A 21,427-nucleotide genomic window follows, 5' to 3' on the forward strand; every position below is an offset into this window, starting at 1 on the left:
GCCAAACACTCTAAGCTTGACGGCATGACTTCCATAGAACATTTCTCGGAAATGCAGACGCCCGACGGCGTGCGCTACCCCTATGCCGCCTATGACGGGTGGTTCACATCGCAGGATACTGCGCGACTTTCAAAGAAAAGCCGCGAGGCCGAAGCGTTCTTTCGGCGCACCGGGATCACCTTCAACGTTTACGGACAGGCCGACGCGGAAGAGCGGTTGATCCCCTTTGATCTGGTCCCGCGTATCGTTTCCAACAAAGAGTGGACCAAGCTTGCCAAGGGCATTGATCAACGTGTCAGAGCCATCAACGCCTTTCTGCATGATATCTATAACCGGCAGGAAATCCTGCGCGCCGGTGTTGTCCCGGTTGAGCTGATCGCCCAAAATGATGCCTTTCTGCCGCAGATGATCGGGTTCACGCCGCCGGGGGATGTGTACACACATATCGTCGGCACGGACGTGGTGCGCACCGGCGAAGACGACTTTTTCGTGCTTGAGGACAACGCGCGAACCCCGTCGGGCGTCAGTTACATGCTCGAAAACCGCGAAACCATGCTGCAAATGTTCCCCGAACTTTTCAGCAAGATCAAAGTGCAACCCGTCAGCGACTATCCCAAGAACCTGCGAAAATCGCTGGCCGCCTGCGCGCCGAAATCATGCAAAGGGCGCCCATGTGTGGCCGTTCTGACGCCGGGTATCCACAATTCAGCCTATTACGAACATAGCTTTCTGGCCGATCAGATGGGTGTGGAACTGGTCGAAGGGCATGATTTGCGCGTCGTGGATGGCCATATCGCAATGCGCACAACGCGCGGTTATAAAGTGATCGACGTGCTTTATCGCCGGGTTGACGATGCCTTCCTTGACCCGCTTACATTCGATCCGTCCTCCATGCTGGGCGTGCCTGGGATCATGGATGTCTACCGGGCCGGCAACATCGCCATCACAAACGCACCGGGTACCGGCGTGGCCGATGACAAGGCGATCTACAGCTACATGCCCGAGATCGTGGAATTCTACACCGGCGAGAAGGCCATTTTGAAAAACGTCGAGACCTATCGCTGCTCGGAACCGGATGCGTTGAAATACGTGCTGGATAACCTTGCCGATCTGGTCGTCAAAGAGGTCCACGGATCCGGCGGTTACGGCATGCTGGTCGGACCGGCAGCCAGCAAACGGGAATTGGCGGACTTTACCGCCAAGCTGAAAGCCCGGCCTGCCAACTATATTGCCCAGCCGACCCTGTCCCTGTCCACGGTGCCTATTTTCACCAAGAAGGGGCTCGCGCCGCGCCATGTGGATTTGCGGCCCTTTGCGCTTGTGTCACCCAACGGTGTGGATATCACGCCCGGCGGGCTGACCCGCGTGGCGCTGAAGGCGGGCAGCCTGGTGGTGAATTCAAGCCAGGGCGGCGGCACGAAAGATACCTGGGTACTGGAAGACTGATGTTAGGAAAAACCGCAGGCGGCCTCTACTGGATGTTCCGTTCGCTTGAGCGGGCCGAGAACACAGCCCGACTGATCGAAGCCGGGTTCCGGATCGCATTGACCCGCTCAACCGACACGGCATCAGAATGGCGGTCGGTGATTGTGACCTCTGCTGCGCAAGCCGCTTATGAGGCAAATCACGATGGGTATGACAGCGGACAGGTGGTCAACTTCCTGCTGCGGGACAAGACCAATCCAAGTTCGGTCTATTCCGTCTTCAAATCGGCGCGCGACAATGCCCGGCTTGTCCGGACGGCCCTGACGACCGAGGTCTGGTCCGCGATCAACGAGACATGGATGCTGCTGGCCGATCTGTTGAAACGGCCCATCAAGGAAACCGACCTGCCCGATCTGCTGGCAACCATTCGCCAGCAATCGGCACTTGTGCGGGGGGCGCTGCACGGCACCATGCTGCGCAATGACATCTATGATTTCTGCCGGATCGGCACCTTTGTGGAACGGATGGACAACACCGCCCGGATCGTTGACGTGAAATATTACGCGCTGCTGCCGTCACCATCCTATGTGGGCAGCCGCATGGACAATGTGCAATGGGAGACCATCCTGCGGTCGGTCTCGGCGCACCGATCCTACAGGTGGGCGACCGATGATGAGTTTTCAGCGGGGTCCATTGCGAATTTCTTGATCCTTGATCGCCGGATGCCACGGTCGCTGTCATTTTGCTGTTCGCAGGTATCCTCTAATCTTGGGTATCTGGCCGAGGAATATGGCGGACGGATGGCCTGCCATGACAAGGCTGATGCGCTGATGGCCCGACTGAAAGACCGGGATATCGATTCCATTTTCGAAGAGGGGCTGCACGAATTCCTGACATCGGTGATCAGCGACACCGCCAGCCTCGGCCAACAGATTGAACAAGACTACAGGTTCAATAACTGACATGCAGCTTTCGATCCGACATACGACCCAATATGCCTATGACCAGCCGGTGACCTACACGCTGCAGAAAGTCAGGTTGCGCCCGCTGACATCCGATGTGCAGACCGTTCAGGACTGGAGCCTGCAGATTGACGGCGGCAAGGTCGAGGCAAGCTATACCGATCACTACGGCAATCACGTGGATCTTGTCAGCGCCGATCCCGGGACAGGCGGCCTGACCCTGACCGCCAGCGGAACGATCGACACCAAGGATGCGGCTGGCATTTTTGGCAAGCGTTACGGCCGTGCGCCGCTGTGGCACTTTCGGCAGCAGACCCTGCTGACCAAGCCCGGCACAGGCATACGGGCATTGTCCAAGGCTTTGAACGGCACAGACGATATGCTGGGCAGCCTGCACGAAATATCCGCCGCCATCCTTGAGGCAGCCCCCTACAGAACAGGTGAAACGCAAGCCGAAACAACCGGCGAAGAGGCGCTAAAACACGGGTTTGGCGTCTGCCAGGATCACAGCCATATCATGATCGGGGCAGCACGGCAGGCTGGCCTGCCCGCCCGCTATGTCAGCGGATACCTGATGCTGGACGGCCAGATTGACCAGGATGCCAGCCACGCCTGGGCCGAGGTCCATCTGGACGATCTGGGATGGGTTGGCTTTGATGTCTCAAACGGGATTTCACCGGATGAACGCTATGTCCGGATCGCCATTGGGCGCGACGCGCAGGATGCCGCACCGATTTCCGGCCTTCGCATGGGTCCAGGGTCCGAGAGTTTGATTGTATCTTTACAGGTCCAGCAATAAATATCTGACTTGGACCTATCATTGGATCACCTGATATGACTTATGGCGTTGGCATGCGCATCAATCGCGGGCTTGTCTTTATGTCCGACACCCGCACAAGCGCGGGCGTCGACAACTTTGCCACAACCCGCAAGATGTTCACCTGGACCATTCCGGGCGAACGTAAGATCACGATATTGACGGCTGGCAACCTCGCCACAACCCAGTCGCTGATCAGCCTGTTGGAGGAACGGTCCCATGTTGTCGAGGATCGTGATCCCAGCATCCTGAAACAGCCGACGATGTTCCAGGTCGCAAGGCTGGTCGGGGATACGTTGAAAGAGGTGATTGCCGAAAGTTCACCAAATGGCCAGACATCCGATGATCAGTTTCGGGCATCTGTGATCCTGGGCGGACAAATCGGTGACGGAAAGCCGACGATTTTTCTGATCTACCCCGAGGGGAATTTCATCGAAATATCCGACGACACACCGTTCTTTCAGATCGGCGAGACGAAATACGGCAAGCCCATCATCGTCCGCGCCTATGATCCGGATATGAGCTTTGAAGACGCGATCAAGCTGCTTCTTGTGTCCTTCGATTCGACGGTAAAGGCCAACCTGTCCGTCGGCCTGCCCTTCGATGTCGAGATTTACGAAGACGGATCGTTCAGCTCTGACCGGCACAAGCGGGTCGAAAGCACCGACCCCGTCTATCAGGCGATATCCGAAGACTGGGGCGACGCGCTAAAGGCCGCGTTCAAAGGTCTGCCCAGCTACAATATCTGACCTTAGCGCCCGTAGCTTGCAAAGCTTTCCAGCGCCTCGGCGATCTCGGCCTCGGTCAGCAAGACGGGGTCGCCGGTGGATACGGCAATGGTAAAGATGCGTGTAAGGTTCTCGAGCTCTGCCATCCGCCACAATGCCTGGTCCAGCGTCGCACCCAGCGTAATGGCCCCATGATTGGCCAACAGGCAGGCATCCCGGGCCTGCAGCGCGGATGCGACAAGGCCCGCCAGTGCCGCGCTGCCGAAAAGCGCATAGTCGGTCACGGGAACATCCGCACCGCCAAAAGCCGCGACCATATAGTGAATGGCCGGGATCGGTTTGCGCAATGTCGAAATGGCCGTCGCATGGGGTGGGTGGGCATGCACCACGGCCGCGACATCTGGTCTGGCCTGCAGGGCGGATTGATGGAATTGCCACTCTGTCGATGGCTTTGGGGTATCTTTGGGGTCAGGCGCACCGGTGGTCGGGATCTGGCAGATCATGGCCGGCGTCATTTCGGCATATGGCACGGCTGAGGGTGTGATCAACACACCACCCGACGTCCTGACCGAGATATTCCCGGACGATCCGTGGTTGATCCCGGCCTGCCCCATCCAGATACAGGCATCAATCATGGACTGACGGGTGGCCGTATTGTCGGGCAGCACATTTGCCATGCAGGGGAACTACCTTTTGATCTGGGGCGCATGGGCAACCTGCCCAACGACCACGCGCATTGTCAACAGCGGGCGGCCCTTGCACGGGGCAACGAAAAAGGCCGCCCAGTTCCGGCGGCCTTAACGTCGTTTTGTTCTGTTGCGATCAGGCCCGCGCGGGAACCAGTTCAGGTTCGCGCTTTTGCAGCACCTGAAGAAGACCCAGCGCGCCAACCGCTGCCAGCAAAAGCAACAGCGCAGGCGGAAGTGGCACGTTGGAAATCCCCTCGGACCCGCCTTCGAGCACATCGAGATCAAGGGCGAGTGTCACTGCACCAAGGAACCCACCACCTTCAAGGCCGGTGAAGTCGATCAACAGGCGGGTGAAGGCGTCCATGCCGGGCGCATGTCCGACCATCTGCACCAGACCACTATAGGTCGCGTGAACAGACCCGATCAGGCTGCTATCCGCAGTGTTCCATGAATTGAACGCGTTCAGATGCACCGGGATGCCGCTGGACGTTGTCGGCGTGTTGCCAACTTCGCCCTCGTGATATCCGGCGTCAAAAATCACACCCGATGCCGCAAGATCAAACGACAGCGATGCAAGACCGCGATGCGCCGTCAGATCAAAACCCCACCAGCGGTAGCGCAATCCGATATCATCGCTGTTGATGCCAGCTGTCCATTGCGATGTCTGTGTCCAGATCATCGACTCGGTTGTGCCATCTACATAAGTGGCTGTGACCAGCGAGCCGTGAAAATCCGTAGAATAGGTTGCAGTGTTGCTGCGGACCCCATCGACGGTTTCGTATTCGACTTCCAGCTTGTGCGAGATGTCCAGGGTCGCTGCATTTGCAGCTGATCCAAGGGCCAAAGCAGAAAAGACAACTGCTTTGAAGAATGCTTTTGAAGCGCGAAATGTGCTCATATTATGTCACCAATTAACAAAATGTTGTCTTTGTATGGCCCAAGGATGTCATCTTGACAACGCCAAATGAAGACTGCAGCCGCCACCGCAACAATACCGTTACGTCACTGCAACTGTTGCCGCTGCGGGAACAGGTTTTGTTACGCAGCGATACAATCTGTCACAGGGCTACCGCAAAAGGTGCATCACACCGGATGGCGACTGGACAGACCGACATCACTTGCCTATGTGTGGCGACGTTTTTATTCCGTTTTTTGGTTCCTATTCATTATGATGTCTTTCAGACCATTGCATGCCCAAATCCGCCGTCGGCTTGGCAGGGCGCTTCCTGATTTGCTGGAAAACGCCGCTGATCGGTGGGAGGTCGCACCCGGCGCCACCCGGCATACCCCACCCGCGATTTTCCTGCCCGATCAGATCGACCGGATCGCTGATACAGAATTTTCGCCCCCGGCCGAGGTCATCCGCGCCTTTGAAGGTGGCTACGACACGACCGAAGCCCCCACGGTGGGATATCGGCTGCGTCACGTGGATCTGGCGGATGGGGTTCTCTATGCAAAGGGCCGTGAACGCCATCTGCGCGCCCGCTCTTCGCGATCCTTGTCCTACCGCAAACCCACAGCCGCGATGAATGCGGTCATGTATGAAAGCTGGATCGGCAATCGCTGGTTCGGGACATGGCTGCGGCAGGATTGCCTGACGCATTTTCTGACCGAAGGGCTCGGCACAGTGGTGACGACATCGCCCACGCCATCAGGGCATGTTCCCCGATACGAAGAGTTGCTTGGCATGGCGCCGCAGCGCGTTCAAAGCATGCATTTTGACGAATTGATCCTGTTCGAGGATTTGCCCAACAACAGCGCCAAGGCCGACCGTGCGCGCCAATTGCGGGCCCGTTTGCTGGACGGTCGGGACGTCAAACCGCTACCCGGGGTGTTTATCGTACGTGGCCGGTCCGGCGATGCGCGGGTTCTGGAAAACGAACTTGAGATCGCGCAACAGCTGGCCGACACATATGGCTTTCATATCCTTGACCCGGCCAAGGCCACCGTTGATGAAATCGCCGAAACCTGTGGTGAGGCCGCGATCATCGCCGGGATCGAGGGAAGCCACCTGGCCCATGGTCTGGCCACCATGCCCGGGCATGCGACGCTACTGGTTATTCAGCCCCCCGACCGGGTTGTTGCCACGCTTAAAATGGTGACGGATCGGCAGGATCAACGTTATGCCTTTGTGGTCGGTCAAGGGACGCAGGACGGTTTTCAGGTGAACTGGGACGATCTGCAACGCACCATTGATTTGCTGGATAAATCAGCAAAACGCCCGACTTGACGGCAACACACAACAGATTTGCAACAACCGCGATTTGACGCACCCGCCCAGCGCCCGAACCGCCGGATAAACCTTGTGAAATACCATGTGCTATGAAATGACTTCGCCCGTTATGTGGGCCCCTGTTTGGAGAGAAAACACGTGTTTCGTGTGACAAAAGACGACTATATACGGCACGGCCGTTCCCTCGTTGAACCCGCATTTGTCTCGCTTCAGGTCTACCGCTATGGACGCTGGGCCATCGGGATCAAAAATCCCGTTGGGCGATGGGTCGCCAACAAGGGCTATGGTCTGATGAAATTCTTCATCCTGAATGTCACCAAGGTCTGGATCCCCCCGCAGGTACAGATCGGCGAGGCATTTCACATCATCCACGCCGAAGGGTCCCTGTCTATCCACCCAAATGTGGTGATCGGCGACCGGTGTGGCGTGATGCATAACGTCACAATTGGCACCAATATGGGCGAAAAGGCCCCGGTGATCGGTGATGATGTGTTCATCGGCGTGAACTCGACCATTCTGGGCAATGTGCGCATCGGGGACCGCGTGCATATTGGCGCAAATACGGCGGTATCCACCAACGTCCCATCGGATTCCACGGTGATTGGATCACCGGCAAAGGTCTTCCCGCGCCTGGCCATGTTCGCTGCCAAAAAACCCGCAGCGAATGACACGGACAAGGACAGCTGACCATGGGCGGATCAAGCATTTACAGACTGATGGCCGATAATCTGCCCGCCAAGGCGGATAAGACGGCGCTGATCGACGCAAAACAGCGCGTGAGCTATGCCGAAATGTCGGCCGAGGCTGATCTGGTCGCTGACTATCTGACCGGCATCGGGGTCAAGGCGGGCGACCGGATTATCGTTCACCTGCGCAAAAGCATTCAGGAAGCCACGGCAATGTTTGGCGCGGCCAAAATCGGCGCGGTCGTTGTCAACGTAAATACACAATGGACGGCCGAGCAACTGGGCTATGTCGCGTCCGATGCCGGCGCCGCCGCGTTGATCACCAACGCAGCAGCCCTGAAAAATCTGACCGCAGATAAGATGCCTGATGGTCTGCTGGGCGTGCTGGTCGAGGGTAAAGTCGCAGCACTGGCCGACGGCCAGCAATCATGGTCCGCCCTGACACCGACGGGCGCCGGTCAGGAACATCATCCGGCTGCGGATGCGCTGGCGATGATCATCTACACGTCCGGCTCTACCGGGATGCCCAAGGGCGTCATGCTGAGCCATAGCAACATCCGCACCGGCGCGATGTCGGTCACCGAATATCTGGGCCTTGGCGAAGATGATCGGCTGCTTTCCGTGCTGCCCTACAGCTTTGACGCGGGCCTCAATCAGCTGACCACCATGATGCTGGTTGGCGGCAGCGTGGTGCACCAACCCGTCGTCATGCCGACCGAGGTCGTCAAAGCGATCGTGCAAAATGGGGTAACCGGTTTCGCCGGCGTCCCGCCGCTTTGGAACCAGGTTGTCCGGCTTTTGGACAAGGCCCCCACGGAACTGCCCACATTGCGGTTGATCACAAATACGGGCGGCAAGATCCCACCTGACATCCTTGAAAAAATGCCGCGCGTCTTCCCCGGCGTCGAAATCTTCCTGATGTATGGGCTGACCGAAGCGTTCAGGTCCACCTTTTTGCCGCCATCTCGTTTTGCCGCCAAAATGGGGTCGATCGGGCAAGCGGTGCCTTATGCCCAGGTTTACATCATCCAGCACGGCAAAGGTGTTGCTGGTCCGGGCGAACAGGGTGAATTGGTGCATGCGGGGCCCCTGGTCAGCATGGGATACTGGCAGAAACCTGACCTGTCCGCAGACAAGATCAAACCATGCCCTGAACTGGCGGATATCCTGGGCGACGCGCCTGTTGTCTATAGCGGTGATCTGGTTCGCGTGGATGAAGACGGGGATCTTTGGTTTGTCGGCCGCGTGGATGACATGATCAAGACCAGCGGGTTCCGGTTAAGCCCGACAGAGGTTGAGGATCTGGTATCGCGCAGTGGCATGGCCGCGGATGTTGTGGCCTACGGCGTGGATGACGATGATCTGGGCCAGGTTGTGCATGTGGCACTGACAGGTATCGGCGATTTTGATCAGGCGGCCCTGATGGCGCATTGCCGCAAGACGATGCCCCATTACATGGTGCCCCGGGTCGTCTATCTTTGGCCTGGCGCAATGCCACGTACCGCCAGCGGGAAACTCGACCGCCCTGCAATTATTGCAGAATCAAAGGCCCAGCTTCAAAGTGGCGCCTGACCTCAGACATTTTCCGATTTTATGAAGGAACCAATTGCAAATGGCCTTAACGACCGATGATTTGATCGCCTATCTCAAGAACGAACTGAACCTTGAAGAAGATATCGACGCCGAAACAGAATTGTTTTCCTCCGGCATGCTGGACTCTGTGGCCATGATGAACGTGATTGGTTTCGTCGAAGAAAAGGCCCGGATCGAGGTGCATCCGGGCGACGTCACGCTGGAAAATTTCGACACGGTCGGACGGATCGTGCAGCTAGCGGAAAGTCAGGCCTAGTATGGCCGATCTCGACGCGCGACTGGCCGAGGCGGCGGCAACGTTTGGCACCCCGTCCTACGTCTACATGACGGATGCGATTGAGGCGCGCCTTGACGAAATCCGCCAGACACTCGGCCCGTGGTTCAGCCTGAGCTATGCAATGAAGTGCAACCCCAACCCGGGCCTTTTGAAATGGCTGGCCGAACGGGTTGAGCTTGTGGACGTGTCATCTATCGGCGAGCTGCGGCTTGGCACCGAGGCTGGCTGGACACCCGCGCAGGCCAGTTTTACCGGGCCGGGCAAACGCAATTTTGAAATCGCAGAAGCGATTGCAACCGGCGTCGGTGAATTGGTCGTCGAGAACCTACAAGAGGCGGAAACCGCCAATCGGATGGCTGGCGAGGCGGGTAAGATACAGCATGTCCTGCTGCGTCTTTCCCCTATTTCTGTACCAAAAGGGTTTGGCGATCACATGGCCGGGCGCCCCAGCCCTTTTGGGATTGATATCGAAGATGCGCCCGAGATATTGCCGCAAATTCTGGCGCTGCCGCATTTGCAAATCGTCGGATTGCATATCTACTCGGGGACGCAATGCCTCAAACCCGATGCCATCTGCGAAAATTATCGCAACTTCATGGGCGTCTTCCGCGATATCTGTGCGGCACATGATATCACGCCCCAAAAGCTGGTCTTTGGATCAGGTCTGGGCATCCCTTATCATCCGGGTGACACACCGCTTGATCTGGCTGAAATCGCTGCGAATGTCGGGCCCGACCTTGACGCATTTCGGCAGGAACCGCCCTTTAAAGACACCCAACTGATCCTGGAACTTGGCCGCTACCTTGTGGGCGAGGCAGGGTATTTCCTGACAAGCGTGGTCACAATCAAGGACTCGCGCGGGCAGCGGATCGGCATTTGCGATGGGGGCATGAATAACCACCTGCCCGCCTCTGGGCATTTCGGCATGGTGATCCATCGCAACTATAAAATGCACCGCGTCGGTGGCGGGGATGGCGAGGAAAAGATCAATCTGGTCGGCCCGCTTTGCACCTCTATTGACCGGTTGGCCAATGGCGTGGCCCTGCCCCCACTGGATGTCGGCGATGTGGTTGCGGTGCATTCAAGTGGCGCCTATGGCCCCACTGCCAGCCCGGTCTACTTCATCAGCCATCCGGCCCCGTGCGAAATCCTGGTCGAATCCGACGCGATGACCGACATTTCCCGGGATTTTGGACCCGGCACACGTTAACGACAAAGGGCGCGTGAAGGCGCGCCCTAGACGCCTTCGGCCATTTCACGGAATGTGGCGTTTTCGGCGACAAGCTTGTCATAAGTCCCTGATGAGACGACCTTGCCGTGCTGCAGCAGGAAAATCTGGTCGCATTCCTTCACCGTCGTCAGGCGGTGCGCGATCATGATGACGGTCTTGTCGGCCCGGATGTTGTGGACCGCTTCCATCACGACCCGCTCTGTCACGTTGTCCAATGCAGATGTCGCCTCATCCATGATCAGCAGGCTGGGATTGGTATAGAGCGCACGGGCGATACCGATCCGCTGGCGCTGACCACCCGAAAGACGGATACCCCGTTCGCCGACCTCGGTTTGATACTTCTCGGGCAGCTCTTCCATCACAAAATCATGCAAGGCTGCGGTTTTGGCTGCCTTTTCGACGGCCTCCATGTCGATCTGATCGGGCGGCACACCAAAGGCAACATTTTGTGCAATCGTATCATCCACCAGGAAAATATCTTGCGGGACATAGCCAATGGTATTTTGCCAATGACGCCGATTATCGTCGGTGATCTCGACCCCATCAACGATCATACGGCCCTCTTGCGGGGTCAGCAGACCCAGGATGAGGTCGATCAACGTCGTCTTGCCAGCGCCTGTCCCGCCCACGATGCCAATCGTGGTACGGGCATCAATATGCATGCTCAGCCCATCCATTGCCTGACGCTGCGCCTGATCATAGCCGAAAGACACATCTTCCAGATCCAGCGACGTCGCCAGCGGCAATGTGTCCTTGCTGACCTCTTCATCAAATGAAACGTCATCGGGCAAGGTGGTGCCAGTCTCGGCGATCAAATGGTCGAGCAGTTCTGACCCGCCTCGCACGGAAACCAGACTATGATAAATCTGCTGGATGGCGGGCAGGATGCGGACAACGGAAAATGCAAAAATCCCAAGGGTCGGCACGATGGCGACCAAATCACCGCTGCTGCGCAACAAAAGGGTCAGGATCAGCGTCAGCATGATCCCGAAGGTCAGTGCCTCTAGCGCAAATCTAGGCAGCTCGGCCAGGCTTTGATTGCGGGCGGCGAAGCGCGCGTGATCATAGGCAGGACCCTTGAATTGCTGAATATAGCTGTTTTCCAACCCTTGCAGCTTGACCTGCTTGAAACCACCTGTCGCCTCGCCAACGATACGGTATTTTTGATCAATCGCTTCAAGAATGCGCTTGCCGGCCTGCTGAATGATGCGCCGCAATCCGCGGTATAGCAGGGCATAAGACCCAACCAGCAAACCCGCTGACAGGATGGACACAAACGGATCCACCACCACAAGAAAGCACACAATCGCCAGAACAGAGATTGTACCCGAGATAATCTTTAGTGACGGGATGATGACCGTAAAGACCAGATAGTCCATTTCACGCAGGACGTTCTTGGCAATCTCGGCGCTGTTCTTGGTCAGAAACCAGCTATAGGGCTGGCCCAGATAAATGCGCAACAGGCGATAGGCGAGGGAATAGCCGCGCATCGTGGCAAAGCGGATGATGGCATATGTGCTCAGCGCTTTGATCATGACACTCAGCAGCACAACCGCAAACACGACAAATGCCATGAAAATCAAGAAGGCATAGGTCGTCTCAAACCCGAAGAAATCATAAAGCCCGCCAAAAAACGTGCTGTCCTGCACGGTTTCGGGGCTGGCCAACAGATTGAGGAACATCAGGACCGACGATATGCCGACAACTTCGGCGAATGCCACAAACACCATCATGACCATCAAGAGGTAGAATGTGCGCTTTTCACTCGCGTTGAAGAGCGAAAGAACCTTGCCATATGTCTTAATCATGAAACCATTCTATAGTTAAAAACGAGACGTGAATTACAAAAAAAAATGTGCCGAAGCACATATCATTTTCTAGACCATCTCTTGTCCGAAGTATAGCAGGTTCAGCCGCGACACCCGGTTATGTGCGCGGGGGCAACACTGTCTTGCAGCATTGCCCCCGGCAAGAGAATTACAGGATCTCGACCGTGACAGTTGCGTCAACGAAGTTGCCTTCGTCATCGGCGGCCCAATAGCGGAAACTGTCGGTGCCGGTATAGCCAATGTTTGGCTGATACAGCAATTGACCGTCTTCCTGCATGTAGACGTCGCCATGTGCCGGATCCATGAACCCATCAACCCGCAGCTCGTCACCATCCCGATCAAAGTCGTTTGCGATCGCATCAATCACAACAGCCTGATCCATCTGGGTGGAGGCGCTATCATCGCGCGTTGTCGGCGCAGAGCCGCCAACGGTGATGTTCCCTGCAAAGACCACGCCATTGAAGTAGTTGTTCAGGGCCCAGCTGTTCTGCAACTGCTGATCCGTCATATCCAGCGTCACCACATGCGCGAATTTTTGCACCTCGCCGGTAGCGCGATCCACGATGAAGTCCTCGATAATGACAACGTTGTCACCGTTCTGGGTCTTATAATACCCATCCGTTGTCAGAATTTGCGCAATCTCATCGGCAAATTGCAGGTTCAGCGGATCGCCATCATATTCGCGTTCACGTGTCCCGATCGAGTCGGTCTTGATACCACCCAGGCTAAAGTCTTCGCCCTCACTCAGGGTTGTATCACCGGTGTGATCCAGGCTCAGTTGTCCAGGCGTCAAATCAGCGGATGTCAGTACGTGATGGCGTGCACCATTGTAACCGATAAAGTCACGTCCAACGCCGTTCAGTTCCATATCAATGAAGATGTGGTCAACATCCTCATCCGACACAGCACGGAAGAATTGCTGTTCCAGATTTGCGCCAACGCTGAAACCTTCCATCTGGATGCCGTTAAACACCATGTCAAAGGCCATCGCGCCGATCTCAACCCCGGTGCTGGTAAACCATGGCACTTCATCGCGTGCTGCGATCAGGTCAAAGTCTTTCAGCGTGTAGTGCGCAGTGTAGCTGATATTCACACCTTCCGCGGTTTCCCAGTTAAGGAAACCGTCAAAGAGAGAGCGGATCTCGTGCTGCTGTTGCGCCGCGTTATCCTTGATAACCATCAACCCGGTATGGGTGCCAAACGCCTCATTGTCCCGGAAACCCTGGATCGGCGTCAGGTTCACCGCCATGGTTTCGTCGCCATAGGCGATCTCGGAATGATCAAGACCAATGCTCAGCGGATCAGCCCCGGCCCCACGATGCATCCAGACAAAACCGTTTGTGGTGTTGACCGCGACGTTTTCTGCCGCCTCAACCAAACGTCCTGCAAAGAAGAAGCCATCGCCGGTCCGACCGGTATCCACACGGTCCACATCACCCTGGAACTTGGCCGCCCAGTCGCCCGGGCCAACGCCTTCGGACCGGATCGCCATGTTACGCAGCCAGATACCTGTTTCGTCGCCGCTTTCGGCAGCGAAACCTGCACCAAAGGCATCAAACGCGACGTTGTCCGTGAAATTGGCGTTGGACGAGTGATGCGTGAATGCCCAACCCGGGCTGCCACTTGCAGAGTTGCCAACCGCCATTGCCGGATCGTCCTGATCCTCGGTGCCGGTCCGGTGGAAGTGGAAGTTATACCGCCCCTTCACGTTGCTGTCAGCAGAAACAGAGCCCAGGGCACTGACATCAAAGGCCTCGACCGATTTATCGGTCCGTCCCAGATCATCAAATGCCGCATAGCGCACATCAACCTCGTCACTGTGCATGAACATGACATGCCCACGATGATGCACCGCTGACGCATCACCATCTTCGCTAGAGATTGTCACGTTCCGGCTGGTGTTGGCCACATAGGCAAACAGGTCGTCACGTGGTGTGTCATGGTCATGTTCAAGCGCGCGGTCAAAGGTGATCTCGGTGCCGTTGATGGCGGTGATCGTCACCTCTTCATCTTCGCTTTCGACATGCCCGGCATTCCACTGTTGCCAACCGGTCTTGTGTGTCCCGGTGATCACAATTGTGTCGCCAACCTGCCAACCATCCGGGATTTCGGCCAGATCAAGCGTTGTGTCGCCACGCATCGGCGCCTCGGACACTTTCAGGAAAGAGTCCTTTTGCGCGCCGTGGATTTCCGCCTCGCCGTGCGAGATCAACCCGCGAGACAGCAATGTCGGATCCCAGCTGACGTCAATATCGCCGTTATTGGCAATGACGATGTCGACATTCACATTTGCATCAATTGGGTTCTCTGCAGTCCCAATTTCCAACCGGCCATCGCCGGAAACAACAAATGTATCAACAACCATCTTGCTGTCAGTGTCGGTCGCAAAAGACAGTTCGCCGTCAACGCGCACGGTAAACAGCGATTCGTCGCTTTCACCGCCATAAGTGACCGAAACACCTTTCGGGATCAGTACTTGTGCACCCTCATCAGGAATGCGCCCTTGATACCATGTACTGGCATCAAACCAGTCGCCATTCGCAACCGCGATATGTGTGGCCTCGGCACGTGGGACAAGATCAAGCAGCTGACCATGTTCCATCGCCATGCCGGAATCGGTGTGATGATTGTGTGCCTCAGGCTCTGCCATTGCTGCCGCGACAAAGGCTTCGATCTCGGCAGGCGTGGTTGGCAAGTCGACATCACCGCCGCCGTGCCCGCCATGGTCATCATGGCCGCCACTCCCACCAGTGTCGCCACCGTCGGTATCATCGCCGCCCATATCGCCATGGTCGCCATCGCCGTGGTCCATACCGCCGTCAGTGTCGCCACCATCGGTATCGTCGCCGCCCATATCGCCATGGTCGCCATCGCCGTGGTCCATACCGCCGTCAGTGTCGCCACCGTCGGTATCGCCGCCACCCATGTCGCCGTGGTCGCCATCGCCGTGGTCCATACCGCCGTCAGTGTCGCCACCGTCGGTATCGCCGCCACCCATGTCGCCATAGTCGCCATCGCCGTGGTCCATACCGCCGTCAGTGTCGCCACCGTCGGTATCGCCGCCACCCATGTCGCCGTGGTCGCCATCGCCGTGGTCCATACCGCCGTCAGTGTCGCCACCGTCGGTATCGCCGCCGCCCATGTCGCCGTGGTCGCCATCGCCGTGGTCCATACCGCCGTCAGTGTCGCCACCGTCGGTATCATCGCCACCCATGTCGCCATGGTCGCCGTCGCCGTGGTCCATGCCGCCGTCAGTATCACCACCGTCAGTATCACCACCGCCGCCGTGGCCGCCATCATCCTGGCTTGCCCCACCATCGGTGTCACCGTTGTCGGGAATATCACCATCGGCATCGTCACCCGCAGTGTCGCCCTGATCGGGTACGGGGGCCGCAGGCACTTCGCCATGGCTGAAATGATCGGCACCGATAACGGCACGAACGCCATCGCTATCGGGACCCTTCCATTCCAGGGTCAGGTTTTGCGAGCCGCGCTTTTCGACATAACGCAATTCGATATCGTGCACGCCAGCCTCAAGGTCGATCGTGACCGAGTTTGACGTGATCCAATACAATTTCTTGAAGTCGATCAGACGTTCGCCATTGATGTAAAGGCTTGAGGCATCATCAGCGGTCAGGAAGAAAATGTACTCGCCGCCCTCTTCAACATGAAGATTGCCCGACATCCGTGCGCCAAAGAATGACGACCAGCCGTCGCGCCAAATCGGGTTCTGCCAGCTGGTGAAATCGACATTGTCGATCACTTCTGTCCGATCAGGTGTACGATCAAAATCCACATTAAATGGATTTTTGGAGCGCTTGTTGATAACGAAGAAGTCTACCTCAAGACCAGCATCGGGTGCGTCGCCATTCGGCGTATCATCGGCCGGCTGCCCACCGTCGTCAGCAGGGGTGTCATCTGCCGGGGTGTCGTCAACGGGTGTGTCATCAGACGCATCGTCAGCAGGCGCATCTGCGACATCGTCGTCAGCAGGTGCAGCGCTGTTGTTATAGCTAACGTCGTCGCCATCAATCAGGGTCATGCTGCCCGGCGCGTCGGGCGTTTCCCACATCAGGCGCAATGTCTGCGCGCCATATGCTTCGAAATACCGGATTTCGATATCATGCGATCCCGCGGTCAATTCGACGGTCGCCTGAACTTCCTCGGCGGCGTGCAGGCCATCGTTTCCGATCACCAGCTCGCCATCTATGTACAGTGCGGAACCATCATCGGAATTGAGCGAAAACGTGTAGGTGCCAGCAGTTTCGACATCCAGCTCGCCACTGTAACGCGCCGCGAAAAGATCGGTCGCGCCCCCGTCCCAGAAGGTGCCAAAATCCCAGAAATGATCCAGAGATTGCACATTCGCTGCCATGTCGGGTGACGCGTCAAAGTCAATTTCGTCGAGACTTTCAACGCTGGTCGGAAGAACAAAATACTCTGCATAGAAACCGGTTCCAAAAACCGGAACCTCGAACCTGGGATCGTGAACTCTTCTCATCTTCTGGTCCTCTTGGTGGGATCAACCCGGCACTTCTTCGCACGGCGCGATGTCTGCCCCTGCATCACGCGTACTGTCGTCGATTGAATTGGCTGCCGAATGTCCCGATTGCGTCCTAATTGTGGCCTTACCAGTCGTCTTTTTGTTGCGAAACTCATATCGGATTGTTTCTGAACAAATGCCTAACGATGAAGCCGTCTTCTGTTGTTGCCCAGCCCGTCCTAAGCTGGATTTTCTCTATTTCCCACCAAAGAGCCGGCTGGCGAAAACTGCTGCCAAGCCGTTGATATACAAAGCGTTACCTGTGTTTGGGTTGGTGTCCGTCTGCATTATCGTCCTCATCAACTTTGGTTCCCCTAAATTGGTGATATGGACCGCCCCGAAATGGATCAACTGACGCGCACGTCGTCTGACAATTTCGGGCGACATCTTGCCGAGTTATTGAAAACACCAAGCGGAACCCCCCCATTTTCCGCCGATCGCAGGGTCGCGTATCAATGCATTGTTTCCGTCAGGCGCACAAAGCGTTTGGCGCTAGCCTGCTGAAATGTGGCTATTTTTTGGCAGTGTGTTCCTAGAATACGACTCAAATGCAACCATACCGCGTATCCGCGATGCTGAATCATGTCACGATTCGTTTTGACGCAGGGCATAATGCCACTGCTTGGGCACAAAATATTTGCGCTTGCATGGCAAACCTGTCCTAGGATCACCATATTACAGGGACCTGTTTATTGAGTATGGGAGCGGTCATGATGCGCGGCGGCAAGCTGATAGTTCTTTCTATTCTGGTACTGGCGGCCATTGCCGTGGTGATACGTCTGGCGATCCCGCGCGGTCTGGACCAGTCGCGTTTCGACGCGCTGTATGAAACCCCGCAGGCCGTCGCACCTGGCCCGCAGCGGGTCTTCCATCTGGGGCATAGTCTGGTGGGTCGTGATATGCCCGCAATGCTCGCCCAGCTGACCGGACAAAGCCACCGATACGAAAGCCAACTTGGCTGGGGCACCCCGCTGAAGGCGCATTGGGATCCCGACACGCCGATCAATGGCTTTGCCGAAGAAAACGACCATCCCCGCTATCGCGATGCCAAGGAAGCGCTCGCATCCGCAGAGTATGACGCGCTGATCCTGACCGAGATGGTCGAGATCAAGGACGCCATCAAACATTTCGACAGTCCCGCATATCTGAGCAAATGGGCGGATGCCGGTTGGGCGGCAAAACCTGAACTGCGCGTCTATCTTTACGAGACATGGCATCCGCTGGACGACCCGGATGGATGGCTCGCCCGGATTGACGCGGATCTCGCCCGCCATTGGGAGGGGCAGATCCTGCGCCCCGCGCTCGCTGATCGTGAGCCTATCCGCCCGATCTATGTCATTCCCGCCGGGCAGGTGATGGCGCAATTTGTCCGCGCGGTCGAAGATCAGGGCGGCGTTGATGGTATCACCAACCGACAGGACCTGTTTTCCGATGAAATACATCTAAGCGATCTGGGCGCCTATCTGGTCGCGCTAACCCATTACGCAGTCCTTTATCAAAGCTCGCCGATTGGACTGCCGCATCAGCTTGTCCGGGCAGACGGCACGATGGCTGATGCCCCGACAGAAGAGGCCGCCCGCCTGATGCAGGCGACCGTCTGGGACGTGGTCCGCAATTACCCGCGCGCCGGATTGCCAGATAACAGCTAGCGCCGCACCCGGCGTTTCGGTCCGCCAGCGCCTGCGGCGACCATATCCGGCGCGATATCAGGTTCCGCATGTTGTCCGGGCATGCCACGGGGTTTGCGCACAATCAGACCATTTGATGCGGGCGTCGCTGCTGGTGTTGCGGTTTCAACATCGCGCGGTACATCGGCCGCGGGCGTCCCTTCCCTGACCGCGATAAAGCGCCCGACCAGCGCGCCCGCGATCAACCATGTGAACGGGCGCATGCCCGAATTGGGCAGCATGTCGATCATGTTTGCGGTCAGCACAATCGCCAGACCGGCGGTGGCGACGGACACATCCAGCCTGCGCGCGTGAAGTGCAAACAACACAAGGGGTACGGTCAACAACCCAAACTGGGCAAGATAACCGACCCAGCCCGCCGTACCGATAATAATGATCCAGATCCCATCCGTGACGCTGGTCATCTCGCCGGTCACGCTGTCGTAGATTTGATTGCGCCCCCAGCTGCCCCAACCCAAAAGCGGACGTTCGTTCGCCTTGGCCAGCAGCGTGTCTTCGTTATCCAGTCGGAATTCCAGCGATTGGGCCCGATCCTCGCTGTATTGCAGGGCGATTTCGTGGATTTCATCCGTTGGAATATAGCCCGCACCGCGCAGAACCGGATAGAGCAGTACGACAACCGCCATCACCGCGGCGACCAAAAGCTGTGTCCGCACCCGTGTGAACAGCACCACAGGCAACAGCAGAACCGCGATTACAAAGGCGCCGACACTTTTGAACATGTAAAGCGACATCAGCAGCCAAATCGTGCAGAACGCCCAAAAAAAGGAACTCTCACCAACTGATTTCGCGTGCCGCCACATTGCCGCAGCCGACAGGATTGCCAGGGTCATGAAGATACCCAGGATCAAGCCGTGGCTGAGAAAAACCAACGGCCGAAAGCCCCCGGCCCGAATGTGCTGCAAGAAGGAATGCGGGAAAAACCCGTAGAACATCCGGTTCAGCTGCGGGCTCATCCGGACCTCGTAAAAGCCCAAAACCGTATATGCCATCAGCGATAGAACCAGAACCCGCAGGATGACGACATGGCTTTCCGGGGTCGTCAAAAACCGTCGGCCCACAAAAAACGGCAATAGCACAAACGCCTTGCCGCCGATCATCGACAGCGCGTCATAGACACGAAGCCCGGGGATGTAGGTGGGCCCTGCAAAGATCGGGTCGCTGTTATTCATGACCGTCATCAGCGGGGTGATAATCACAATCGCCAGCATGATATTGGTGACCAGCCGCATCTTTGACTTTCGGGCCGGTGGCGCAGACGGTGCCACTGGCACACCGGACGCATTGGCCGCCCATTGCCGGGCTTGTTCTGCCTCGCGCAGTTTGACGAAGGCCATGATCGCGACCATGAGCGACGTCAGCTCGTATTTCGAGATTGTCGGCAATGCGGGCAGATCAATCTCGACCCGTAGCGGCAACATCAAAAAGCCCACGAGCATCGACCAGACGATGGCAGGCACCAGATCCAGCTTGCGGAAAATCAGGAACACCACAAGCGGCCAGGAAAAGAAAACAAGATACGCAATAATACTCGGCATGCGATCTTAAACCATTTTTGGGCCGATTCTGGCTAGTAAAAAGGCCGTATATTTGGCAATCGCAGCGTGGTTGTTGCCGCATTTGCAAAGAATTCGCTGCGTTTGCGAAAAAGCCGTTCTGCAATTGCATCACTTGCCGGGACAAGTGCCTGCGCGTGTTGGTTTGCGGTCAATTAATGAGTAAGGACCTTGCGATGAGTAATATGTTGGCAAATTACGGTGTTGTGGCCATCGGGCGCAATGAAGGCGACCGGTTGGTCCGCTGCCTGAATTCGATCGCGGGCGGCGATGTCCCGGTTGTGTATGTCGATTCCGGATCGACCGATAACAGTGTGTCCTTCGCCAAAGGTCTTGGCGTTGAGATTGTTGATCTGGATATGTCAGTGCCCTTCACGGCAGCGCGTGCGCGCAATGCGGGGTATCAGGCGCTTGTCGCCAGTCATCCAACGCTTGAATATGTCCAATTCGTGGATGGGGATTGCGAGGTCGAGGCTGATTGGCTTGCCAAGGCTGCCGACACGCTGACCGCGGATCCGAAACTGGGGGTGATCACCGGCTGGCGGTCTGAAATCAAACCCAATGACAGTGTCTACAACGCGATCTGTGATGACGAATGGCATGCGCCCGCCGGACCGATCACCGCCTGTGGCGGCGACATGATGGTCCGCCGCACCGCCTATGATGAGGTCGGTGGCTTTGAAGATACCGTGATCGCAGCCGAAGATGACGAGTTTTGCATTCGCATTGGTCAGGCCGGTTGGACATTGCGGCGGTTGCCCCTGTCGATGACCCGGCATGATGCCGCAATCCGCAGTTTCACCCAGTGGTGGCGGCGGGCGACCCGGGCGGGCCATGGATTTGCACAGGTGGGCGACATGCATGCGGGCTACTTTGCCGCACCCCGCCGCCGGGTGTTGCTCTACGCCGGTGTCATACCGGCGATCTTCTTGATTGGGCTGGTGTTTTGGTGGCCGATGGCCCTTGGGGCGCTGGCGATTTACGCGGCCTCTTATGTCAAAACGGCCCGCGACCTGATGCGATCAGGAAAATCCAGAAATCAGGCCTTGCACCATGCGGTGTTCATGGTGATATCCAAGTTTCCCAACATGATTGGGTTTGTGCAGTATTACCTGCGCAAGAGGCGTGGCGCTGCCATGCAGATTATCGAGTATAAGTGATTTAAGTTCA

At 57.0% G+C, this 21,427-nt stretch carries 16 protein-coding genes; 11 read left to right on the forward strand and 5 right to left on the reverse strand.

Annotated elements, in window-relative coordinates; translation table 11 throughout:
• Positions 1-24: 24 nt before the first annotated feature.
• Genes AABB31_RS10005 through AABB31_RS10020 form a run of 4 tightly spaced genes read left to right on the forward strand, consistent with a single transcriptional unit; the run spans position 25 to position 3,953 of the window.
• Positions 25-1,446: a circularly permuted type 2 ATP-grasp protein gene (locus AABB31_RS10005; protein ID WP_342078292.1), complete on the forward strand. Its 1,422-nt coding sequence runs from the start codon at positions 25-27 to the stop codon at positions 1,444-1,446.
• On the forward strand, positions 1,446-2,387 hold the full coding sequence (locus AABB31_RS10010; protein ID WP_373635702.1) for an alpha-E domain-containing protein: 942 nt from the start codon (positions 1,446-1,448) through the stop codon (positions 2,385-2,387). Before AABB31_RS10005 ends, AABB31_RS10010 begins: the two co-directional genes overlap by 1 nt.
• A 1-nt stretch (position 2,388) precedes the next feature.
• Entirely contained in the window at positions 2,389-3,186 is a 798-nt protein-coding gene (locus AABB31_RS10015; protein WP_342078290.1) for a transglutaminase family protein, read from the forward strand.
• A gap of 35 nt (positions 3,187-3,221) precedes the next feature.
• On the forward strand, positions 3,222-3,953 hold the full coding sequence (locus AABB31_RS10020; RefSeq protein WP_342078289.1) for a peptidase: 732 nt from the start codon (positions 3,222-3,224) through the stop codon (positions 3,951-3,953).
• 2 nt (positions 3,954-3,955) lie between these two features.
• Here AABB31_RS10020 and AABB31_RS10025 read toward each other — a convergent pair whose 3' ends face one another.
• A complete protein-coding gene (locus AABB31_RS10025) occupies positions 3,956-4,609 on the reverse strand; it encodes a class II aldolase/adducin family protein (RefSeq protein ID WP_342078288.1) in 654 nt (217 codons plus the stop codon).
• A gap of 145 nt (positions 4,610-4,754) precedes the next feature.
• The gene (locus tag AABB31_RS10030) at positions 4,755-5,519 is read right to left on the reverse strand and encodes a hypothetical protein (protein ID WP_342078287.1); all 765 of its coding nucleotides are present in this window, start codon (positions 5,517-5,519) and stop codon (positions 4,755-4,757) included.
• Between the two features lie 333 nt (positions 5,520-5,852).
• Here AABB31_RS10030 and AABB31_RS10035 point away from each other — a divergent pair, with 333 nt between their 5' ends.
• From AABB31_RS10035 to AABB31_RS10055, 5 genes are all read left to right on the forward strand, one after another.
• Entirely contained in the window at positions 5,853-6,851 is a 999-nt protein-coding gene (locus tag AABB31_RS10035) for a glycosyltransferase family 61 protein (protein WP_342078286.1), read from the forward strand.
• A 141-nt stretch (positions 6,852-6,992) separates the two neighbouring features.
• A complete protein-coding gene (locus AABB31_RS10040) occupies positions 6,993-7,541 on the forward strand; it encodes a serine acetyltransferase (protein ID WP_342078285.1) in 549 nt (182 codons plus the stop codon).
• A 29-nt stretch (positions 7,542-7,570) separates the two neighbouring features.
• Positions 7,571-9,112, forward strand: a complete 1,542-nt coding sequence (locus tag AABB31_RS10045; RefSeq protein ID WP_342078284.1) for an AMP-binding protein — start codon at positions 7,571-7,573, stop codon at positions 9,110-9,112.
• Between the two features lie 40 nt (positions 9,113-9,152).
• A complete protein-coding gene (locus AABB31_RS10050) occupies positions 9,153-9,389 on the forward strand; it encodes an acyl carrier protein (RefSeq protein ID WP_342078283.1) in 237 nt (78 codons plus the stop codon).
• Between the two features lies 1 nt (position 9,390).
• Positions 9,391-10,620 carry a type III PLP-dependent enzyme gene (locus AABB31_RS10055; RefSeq protein WP_342078282.1) on the forward strand — a complete coding sequence of 410 codons (1,230 nt, stop codon included), beginning with the start codon at positions 9,391-9,393 and terminating at the stop codon, positions 10,618-10,620.
• A gap of 26 nt (positions 10,621-10,646) precedes the next feature.
• Here the strand turns inward: AABB31_RS10055 and AABB31_RS10060 are convergent, their stop codons facing one another.
• Positions 10,647-12,449: an ABC transporter ATP-binding protein gene (locus AABB31_RS10060; RefSeq protein ID WP_342078281.1), complete on the reverse strand. Its 1,803-nt coding sequence runs from the start codon at positions 12,447-12,449 to the stop codon at positions 10,647-10,649.
• 169 nt (positions 12,450-12,618) lie between these two features.
• The gene (locus AABB31_RS10065; RefSeq protein ID WP_342078280.1) at positions 12,619-16,971 is read right to left on the reverse strand and encodes a PA14 domain-containing protein; all 4,353 of its coding nucleotides are present in this window, start codon (positions 16,969-16,971) and stop codon (positions 12,619-12,621) included.
• 740 nt (positions 16,972-17,711) lie between these two features.
• Here AABB31_RS10065 and AABB31_RS10070 point away from each other — a divergent pair.
• A complete protein-coding gene (locus AABB31_RS10070; protein ID WP_342078852.1) occupies positions 17,712-18,662 on the forward strand; it encodes a hypothetical protein in 951 nt (316 codons plus the stop codon).
• Here AABB31_RS10070 and AABB31_RS10075 read toward each other — a convergent pair.
• Positions 18,659-20,239: a hypothetical protein gene (locus AABB31_RS10075; RefSeq protein ID WP_373635703.1), complete on the reverse strand. Its 1,581-nt coding sequence runs from the start codon at positions 20,237-20,239 to the stop codon at positions 18,659-18,661. The two genes, AABB31_RS10070 and AABB31_RS10075, sit on opposite strands and share 4 nt — an antisense overlap.
• Before the next feature lie 194 nt (positions 20,240-20,433).
• On the opposite strand from AABB31_RS10075, the gene AABB31_RS10080 reads away from it, so the two are divergent.
• Positions 20,434-21,417, forward strand: a complete 984-nt coding sequence (locus AABB31_RS10080; protein ID WP_342078277.1) for a glycosyltransferase — start codon at positions 20,434-20,436, stop codon at positions 21,415-21,417.
• Positions 21,418-21,427 lie beyond the last annotated feature (10 nt).

The sequence above is a fragment of the Yoonia sp. SS1-5 genome (assembly GCF_038443705.2).
GTDB classification, from domain to species: domain Bacteria; phylum Pseudomonadota; class Alphaproteobacteria; order Rhodobacterales; family Rhodobacteraceae; genus Yoonia; species Yoonia rhodophyticola.